This window comes from Micrococcus sp. HMSC31B01, assembly GCF_001816085.1.
In the GTDB taxonomy this organism is placed as follows: Bacteria; Actinomycetota; Actinomycetes; order Actinomycetales; family Micrococcaceae; genus Micrococcus; species Micrococcus luteus.
Genome location: NZ_KV824942.1, coordinates 1 through 8,332, shown reverse-complemented (window position 1 = coordinate 8,332; position 8,332 = coordinate 1). Strand labels below are relative to the sequence as shown.

6 protein-coding genes are annotated in these 8,332 nt (G+C 66.7%); 3 read left to right on the top strand and 3 right to left on the bottom strand.

Going from position 1 to position 8,332, the window contains the following annotated elements; all coding sequences use genetic code 11:
- Positions 1-287 precede the first annotated feature (287 nt).
- Both HMPREF3105_RS12560 and dnaB read right to left on the bottom strand, forming a co-directional pair.
- Positions 288-1,952 (bottom strand): AIPR family protein, encoded by a 1,665-nt coding sequence (locus HMPREF3105_RS12560; protein WP_246830314.1) that lies wholly within the window; start codon positions 1,950-1,952, stop codon positions 288-290.
- Between the two features lie 29 nt (positions 1,953-1,981).
- Complete coding sequence (gene dnaB / locus HMPREF3105_RS01880; RefSeq protein ID WP_010079804.1) at positions 1,982-3,370, bottom strand: replicative DNA helicase; 1,389 nt, start codon at positions 3,368-3,370, stop codon at positions 1,982-1,984.
- A 732-nt stretch (positions 3,371-4,102) separates the two neighbouring features.
- Here dnaB and HMPREF3105_RS01875 point away from each other — a divergent pair.
- Together HMPREF3105_RS01875 and HMPREF3105_RS01870 are read left to right on the top strand one after the other, a co-directional pair.
- Positions 4,103-5,278, top strand: coding sequence for a CaiB/BaiF CoA transferase family protein (locus HMPREF3105_RS01875; protein ID WP_070708640.1), 1,176 nt, complete (start codon positions 4,103-4,105; stop codon positions 5,276-5,278).
- 25 nt (positions 5,279-5,303) lie between these two features.
- A complete protein-coding gene (locus HMPREF3105_RS01870) occupies positions 5,304-6,530 on the top strand; it encodes an acyl-CoA dehydrogenase family protein (protein WP_036314382.1) in 1,227 nt (408 codons plus the stop codon).
- 15 nt (positions 6,531-6,545) lie between these two features.
- Here HMPREF3105_RS01870 and rimK read toward each other — a convergent pair whose 3' ends face one another.
- Positions 6,546-7,781: a 30S ribosomal protein S6--L-glutamate ligase gene (gene rimK, locus HMPREF3105_RS01865; RefSeq protein WP_036314384.1), complete on the bottom strand. Its 1,236-nt coding sequence runs from the start codon at positions 7,779-7,781 to the stop codon at positions 6,546-6,548.
- Between the two features lie 27 nt (positions 7,782-7,808).
- Here rimK and HMPREF3105_RS01860 point away from each other — a divergent pair.
- Positions 7,809-8,332: ATP-dependent zinc protease family protein (locus HMPREF3105_RS01860; RefSeq protein WP_070708639.1), on the top strand; the 524-nt coding region annotated here is incomplete at its 3' end.

The window sequence follows — 8,332 nt, the reverse complement described above, 5'->3', positions numbered from 1 at the left end:
AAGAACCTCATGACCCACAACAGCTAGCCCAAAAGTCACCGGCTTCGTTGCCCTTATGTAACGCAATGAGGCGGTACAAACTATGTCCTGCTACCTGGATGTCAAGCCGTTCACTGACACTGACTACCCGCATAGCGTCCGCTATTTGGGCGCACCACAGTCCCTAGGGCAACCTGAACAACATGCTCGCCGCGTTGACCATCACGAGGTAGCGCCCTCCGATGCCAAGTGTTTGCTCGAAGTTCCTCGCAACGCAGCCCATCCGAGCCCTCACATAACACCCGAGCTCACAGGAGGGAACTCTCGTTAAGCAAAGCACGTACGCGAATGGTGTTTTTAAAAACATTACCAGGGTACGAATTATCCGGAAAATTCTCCACAAGCGCGGCGACGATCCTCTCGCACTCGTCCTCGATCCACGAATCATAGTTCTCGATGGCAAACTCAGAGGAACTTAGATTAGTAGTTCCAATACCCCTCAAGATCAGGTGAGAAATTACACGCTTGCCATGAATTATAACTCCATTCTTCACCCCCTCCGTAAGAGGCTCTAGCTCACCGAGCTTATTCTCGACTACCTGATTCACCAGCACAGATGAAACAAGGAGTCGCGGATCAGTGGAAGGATTAAAAATCGTTCTATACCTGTCCGAGAAGAGTTGTGAAATCTCGCGTTTGACCAAGACACTCAGTTCCACATCCCGGTGCGCGCAGGCCAGAGCGATTGCCGCGCTGCGGACGTCAATTCTCTTATCGGAGGACTCCGTGAGAACATCCTCGCCCGACCGCAAAAGATACTCGAAACCCATTACCTTAATTTCGGACTTAAGGCGATGCTGTTCGGCGTCAAGGAATGCGAAATCTTGGGTAGAAACATCATTCTGGGTGTTGGCGTATCGAGTTACGAGCCTACCAAACTCGGCTTCTTCATCACTCACGACAATACAACGAATCATTACCGAGGCTGCCTCGAGAAAATCAAGGCTACCCTCGCTCTTAGAAATCCGTCCGATCGTAGAGACGGTCTGGGCCCCGTTCACAATAGATACACCCTTGGCAGTGAAGTACCCCGCTTCGCGGGTCGCAGACCCCGCGGGAGCAACCTGCATATCACGGACCACCATAGTAATTCCGTTGTTAAAGTAGGCAAAGTTTTCAGGCTCGGATGTGAGGGTCTTTCTAATGCCGTCGTTGATATCGGACCGGGGGATAACTAGGCGAATATTCTCTGCGAAAAGCTTGTGTTCATGGTCACGATACCACTGGGCAATTTGGGCAGCGTCTACACGCCCGTAAACCATCCGCCTGGGTTCATCAATCTTCCCCCAATTAAAAATCTGCATGTTGAGGTCAAGATCCATAGGCTCTCGCTCAACAATAGAGTCAAAGAGAGCACCTTGCCCCAAGTGTACAAAACTCGCAATGGGCTCACTTGCTCCCCCTTCATTAACTGATGACAAAAGTTCATTCATAGACTCTTGCTGTTGCGTGGGGAGCTCTTCCTGCGCAGTTGTTACAGCAATGAAGCGCATCCGGGTGCCTGGTTTCTTCAAAATATCCGATACTGCCATACGCATTTCAGGAGATGCACTCACGGGGACGTTATCCGTCCTGATGCCTAGCAGGGTTTCGACTCCGCGGCGAAACTTTAGCAGTCCGGCCAGGTCCATTGTGCCCGATCCGTCCTGACGCCACTTTGACTGAACCAGAACGACCAACTGGGACACAAAATCAATCCCAATCGCGTCGATCCCGCGGTCCTCGCCACCGTCGATTACTTCGACAATACGCTGATTCCCACTGTCGCTTGACTCAGGAATCGTGAGATCTACGGCATAGCGGGCAAGCAAGCGGGAAAGGTTATTTACATCCGAAAGGTTTGCGTCCCAACAATCCGTCGAGTACAGCTCGCGGATACGAGTTGCGATTTGGTCCACGTGGAACTTGCTCACCTAGGGCTCCTTTGCCATCCATCAGGGGCCTAGAACCCCCCAGAACCCCCGCCATCCTGTGCGAGGTTGCTGAAGCGACTGTAGTGCCCCTGGAACCCCACCACAATGGTCTTCGTGGGCCCGTTGCGGTGCTTGGCCACGATCAGGTCCGCCTCACCGGCGCGCGGGGACTCCTTGTCGTACACGTCCTCGCGGTGCAGCAGGATCACCATGTCCGCGTCCTGCTCGATCGAGCCGGACTCGCGCAGGTCGGACACCTGCGGCCGCTTGTCCGTTCTCTGCTCACTGCCACGGTTCAACTGGCTCAGCGCGATCACCGGCACGTCGAGCTCCTTGGCCAGCAGCTTGAGGGCACGGGAGAACTCGGCCACCTCCTGCTGACGGGACTCCACCTTCTTGCCCGAGCTCATGAGCTGCAGGTAGTCCAGCACCACCATCTTGAGGTTGTTCTTCTGCTTGAGCCGCCGGCACTTGGCGCGGATCTCCATCATGGTCATGTTCGGGGAGTCGTCGATGAAGAACGGCGCCTCGTTCAGCCGCCCCACGGTCGCGGCGATCTTGGACCACTGGTCGTCCCGGATGGTGCCCTTGCGCAGGTCCTGCAGGGCGATCGTCGCCTCGGCACTCAGAAGCCTCATCGCGATCTCGTTCTTCCCCATCTCTAATGAGAAGAACACCGTCGCCATGTTGTGGTGGATGGCCGCGGCCCGCGCGAAGTCGAGCGCGAGCGTGGACTTGCCGACGGCGGGGCGCGCCGCGATCACGATCATCTGGCCGCCGTGCAGGCCCTGCGTCAGCTCGTCGAAGTCGTAGAAGTCGGTGGGGACGCCCGTCAGGCCCTCCCCCTGGTTGCCGGCCGCCTCGATCTCGTCGACGGCGTGCTCCATGATCTCCGCGAGGCGCACGTAGTCCTCGGACTGGCGGTTCTCCGCCACCTTGTAGATCTCGGACTGCGCCTCGTTGACGATCTCCTCGACCTCGCCGTCGCCCTGATACCCCAGCTGGGTGATCTTGGTGCCGGCGGTGACGAGGCGCCGCAGGACGGCCTTCTCCGCCACGATCTCCGCGTAGAAGCTCGCGTTGGCGGCGGTGGGCACGGACTGGATCAGCTCGTGCAGCACGGCGGGGCCGCCCACGCGGCTGAGCTCCTGGCGCTTGTTCAGCAGGTCCGCCACGGTGACGGCATCTGCGGGCTCACCACGGCCGTAGAGGTCGATGATCGCCTCGTAGATCATCTCGTGGCTGGGCCGGTAGAAGTCGTGGCCGCGCAGCAGCTCCACCACGTCCGCGATCGCGTCCTTGGAGAGCATCATGCCGCCCAGCACCGAGCGCTCCGCCTCAAGGTCCTGGGGCGGCAGGAAGCGTTCAGAGGAACGGCCGCCGTCGTAGGAGCCCGAGTCTCCGTAGTTCTCAGTCAACGTCCGGAGACTCCCTTCCCACAGCCCGCACGACGGCGGCCCTCGCCGGTCTTCCCGGCTCTGATTCCTCTGTTGTCACCGCCCGTGCCGCCGCACCCTCCTGCAGGCGGACGGTGCGACGGTCCCCGGGGCGACGGTCCGAGCGGATGCGCGCCTGTCAGTGGTCACCTGCGGCCAATACCCGCCCTCGCGTTGGGGATACCACGCGACACTACGCGCGCCGTGGAGGCTGGGCAACCGCGTTTCCCACAGGCCTTGTGGACAACGTGTGGATTCGGCGGCGTGTCGCGTGGATCGCCTGAGGACCACGCTGGGGACAACCGCTCGACCGCTCCCATAATCCCGCTCTGACCTGGGACGATGCGATCCCCAGGGCTGTGGAGGAAGTTTCTCCACCCCCCTTTCGGCCCCATCGATCCAACTTGACAGCAGCCTCGTTTGCACCCTTATTACACGGTCTGGTACACGCCTATCCACACCGTCATCCACACTCTCCACATCTGTGGACAACTCCTGTGGACAAGGTGCCCGGATCTGGGGACGGCGAAGTTGACAGCGTCTGCGCGCGGCCCCGGGTCCTCCCCGTGCCCACCTCTCCCGGCCGCCCCGGGCCGCCCCGCACCGATGACTCCCGCGCATCAGTGGGCCGCCCAAGAGTCATTGGACGGAATGAAAGGACGGTGCTTGGGTGGGATGCATCATCGTGTCGTCCGCCACAGTGAGGAGTCCGCCGTGCCCCCGGCCACCACCGCCCCCTCCCCGGCCTCGCTCCCGCTCGACGGCGTCCTCGTCGCCGACTTCTCCCGCGTCCTCGCCGGCCCGCTCGCCACCATGACGCTGGCGGACCTCGGGGCCCGCGTCATCAAGGTGGAGCACCCCGAGCGCGGCGACGACACCCGCGGCTGGGCCCCGCCCCGCTCGGCGACGGGCGCCACCTACTTCGAGTCCGTGAACCGCAACAAGGAGTCGGTCGGCTGGGACCTGAAGGACCCCGAGGACCAGCGGCGGGCCGCCGCCCTGGCCGCCCGGGCCGACGTCGTGGTCCACAACCTCAAGCCCGGCACCATGGAGCGCCTCGGCCTGGGCTACGACGAGGTCGCGCGGGAGAACCCGTCCGTGGTCTATGCCGCCGTCTCCGGCTTCGGCGACCGCGAGGGCCGGGACCTGCCCGGCTACGACTTCATCGTCCAGGCCGCGGGCGGGCTCATGAGCATCACCGGCGAACCGGACGCCCCGATGAAGGCGGGCGTCGCCCTGGTGGACGTGCTCACGGCCAAGGACCTCACCGCCGGCGTGCTCGCGGCCCTGCTGCGCCGCGAGCGCACCGGGGAGGGCGCCCACCTGCGACTGAACCTGCTCTCCTCGCTGCAGGGGGCGCTCGCCAACCAGGGCCAGGCATGGCTCGGCGCCGGCGTCGTCCCGCGGCGGATGGGCAACGACCACCCCTCGATCGCCCCCTATCAGCTGCTGGCGTGCGGGGACGCGCCGCTCGCCGTCGCCATCGGCAACGACGCGCAGTTCCGCACCTTCGCCGCGGCCCTCGGCGTCCCCGAGCTCGCCGAGGACCCGCGCTTCACCACGAACACGGACCGGGTCGAGCACCGCGAGGAGCTGCGCACCGCCCTGGAGGACGCGCTCTCGGCCGAGACGGCCGCCCACTGGCGGGACGTGCTGCAGGCCGAGCGACTCCCGGTCGGCCTCGTGTCCACCGTCGCCGAGGGCGTCGAGCTGGCCGAGTCCCTCGGCCTCGAGCCGACCGTCGAGGTCCAGGACCGCTCCGGCGCCCCCGCCGGCCGGCAGTTCCGCCACCCGGTGCAGTGGGACCCGCCCGTCGCGCACCCGCACCACGCGCCGCCCGCGCTCGGCGCGGACACGGCGGCCGTCAACACCTGGCTCGACACCCGCTGACCACCCCGCAGAGAGGACCCCCGCCATGACCACCCCGTTCCACGCCGAAGCCGACTCGTTCCTCGGCCGCGCCGACGTCGTCGGCCTGGACTCCCTGTTCTCCGCCGAGGAGAAGGCCGTCGCGCTGCAGGTGCGCGGCTTCGTGGACGAGCACATCCGCCCGCACATCGCCCGCTGGTACGACGACGCCGTGTTCCCGCGCGAGATCGTCCCCGAGCTGGGCCGCCTCGGCGTGCTCGGCATGCCCTACGAGGGCCACGGCATGCCCGGCCGCTCGGCGGTGGAGTACGGCCTCGCCGCGCAGGAGCTCGAGGCCGGCGACTCCGGCCTGCGCACCTTCGTCTCCGTGCAGGGCTCGCTCGCGATGGGTGCGATCCACAAGCACGGCTCCGAGGAGCAGAAGGCGCAGTGGCTGCCGCGCATGACCACCGGCGAGGCGGTCGGCTGCTTCGGCCTCACCGAGCCGGGCGCCGGCTCGGACCCGGCCTCCATGACGACGACGGCCCGCCAGGAGCCCGGCGGCGACTGGGTGCTCGACGGGGTCAAGCGCTGGATCGGGCTGGCCACGCTGGCCGACGTCGCGATCATCTGGGCGCAGACCGGCGAGCCCGGCGACGGGCGCGGGGTGCGCGGCTTCGTGGTCCCCACGGACACCCCCGGCTTCCGTGCCGAGGCGATCACCCAGAAGCTGTCCATGCGGGCCTCGGTGCAGTGCGAGATCCACCTCGACGGCGTGCGCCTGCCCGCCTCCGCAATGCTGCCGGCCGACTCCGCCGTCGGGCTCAAGGGCCCCTTCCAGTGCCTCAACGAGGCCCGCTACGGGATCATCTGGGGTGCGATGGGTGCGGCCCGCGACTCCTTCGACGCCGTCCTCGACTATGCGATGGAGCGGCAGCAGTTCGGGGTGCCGCTGGCCTCCCACCAGCTGACGCAGGCCAAGCTCGCGGACATGGCCGTGGCCATCGGCAAGGGCTACCTGCTGGCGCACCAGATCGGCCGCGCCAAGGACGCCGGCCCGCTCACCCCCGCCATGATCTCGGCGGGCAAGCTGGACAACTGCCGCGTGGCCATCGGCATCGCCCGGGAGGCCCGCGAGATGCTCGGCGGCAACGGCATCACCCTGGAGCACTCGCCGCTGCGGCACGCGAACAACCTCGAGTCCGTGCGCACCTACGAGGGCACGGACGAGGTCCACCAGCTCACGCTCGGCCGGCACCTCACGGGCATCGGCGCGTTCGCCCCGGCCCGCTGAGCCCCGCGCCCGGGCTCAGGCGTCGTCGGCGGGCGCCTCGGGCGCCGGAGCCTCCTCGGCCACGGAGGCGAGGATCGGGGTGGCCGGCAGCTTCCGCACGCGCTTGGGGCGGCGGGCGCGGGCGGGGATGAGGGCGCGCATGTTCTCGGTCTTGCCGAAGCAGAGCAGCCGGTCGCCCTCCTCGAGGACCTTGGTGTCCGCGGGGTTGGGGAACACGGAGGTGCCGCGGTGCAGGGTGAGCACCTGCAGGTCCTTCGCGAGCAGCCCGGAGTCCTCGATGGACTGGCCCACCCAGCCGGAGCCGGCGTGCACGGTGATCTCACCGACCCCGTACCCGGTGGACACGGCCAGGCGCTGGCGCACGTCGATGTCGGGGAAGCCGGCCTGGTCCGCGACGTAGTCGATGATCGCGCCGGCCACGTCCAGGTCCGTGGCGGCCTCGATGCCCTGCAGCCCCGGGGAGGAGTTCACCTCCATGACCAGCGGGCCGTGCTCGCCCTCGAGCATGTCCACGCCCGCCACGCGCAGGCCCATGATGTGGGCCGCCCGCACGGCGGTCTCCGCGTACTCGGGCGAGAGCTCGACGCGCTCCACGGTGCCGCCGCGGTGCACGTTGGAGCGGAACTCGTCCCCCTGGGCCCGGCGGCGCATCGCGGCCACCACGCGGTCCCCCACCACGAGCGCGCGGATGTCCGTGCCCTTGGACTCCTCCACGAACCGCTGGATGAGCACCTGCTGGTTGGTGCCGTGCAGCGTCTCGATGATCGCCTCGGCCACCTTCTTGGTCGGCGCCAGGATCACGCCGATGCCCTGGGTGCCCTCGAGCAGCTTGATCACCACGGGCGCCCCGCCCACCATGTCGATCGCCGTGGAGACCTCGCCGCGGTTGCGCACGAACACGGTGGCGGGCATGTCGATCTCGTGGCGGGAGAGGATCTGGGTGGCACGCAGCTTGTCCCGCGAGTTCATGATCCCGGCGGCCGTGTTGGGCGTGTAGACGTCCATCTGCTCGAACTGGCGCACCACGGCGGTGCCGAAGTAGGTCACCGAGTTGCCGATGCGCGGCAGCACGGCGTCGTAGCCGGAGAGGGGGCGGCCGCGGAACATCAGATCGGGCTCGTCCGAGCTGAGGTCGATGCCGAAGCGCAGGGTGTCCAGGACCTTCACCTGGTGGCCGCGCTCGAGCGCCGCGGTCTTGAGGCGCTGCGTCGAGTAGGCGCGCAGGGAACGGGAGAGGATGGCGAGCTTCATGACCGCTTTCCTGGGAGGATGAGGGGCGTGTCTGAATCTAAGCACACGGCCCCGGCCCCCCACGGCGTGCCCCCCACCGACGACGGCGCCGCTCGCCCGGGGCTGGTGGGCTGGCGCGAATGGGTCGGCCTGCCCGCCGCCCACACCCCCTGGATCAAGGCCAAGATCGACACCGGCGCCCGCACCTCGGCGCTCCACGCCTTCGGCATCGAGCGGTTCACCCGCGACGGCGCCGCGTGGGTCCGGTTCGAGGTGCACCCGTGGCAGACCTCGGCCGCGGACGCGCGGACGGCCGAGCTGCCGGTGGCCGACCTGCGCACGGTCCGCTCCTCGAACGGCGAGGCGCAGGAGCGCGTCGTCGTCGTGATGCCGCTGACCCTGGCCGGCCGCACGATCGAGGCGGAGGTGACCCTGACCCACCGGGACGAGATGGGCTTCCGCATGCTCGTGGGGCGCACCGCGCTGGCCGCCGGCGGCCTCCTCGTGGACCCCGCCGCCTCGTACGTGGGCGGGCAGCCTCCGCGCGGCGTGCGCCGCCGGAACCGGGGACG

Bases quoted from the DNA above. Each gene is read 5' to 3' on its own strand.
- rimK (WP_036314384.1), bottom strand. From the start codon at position 7,781: ATGAAGCTCGCCATCCTCTCCCGTTCCCTGCGCGCCTACTCGACGCAG.
- HMPREF3105_RS01870 (WP_036314382.1), top strand. From the start codon at position 5,304: ATGACCACCCCGTTCCACGCCGAAGCCGACTCGTTCCTCGGCCGCGCC.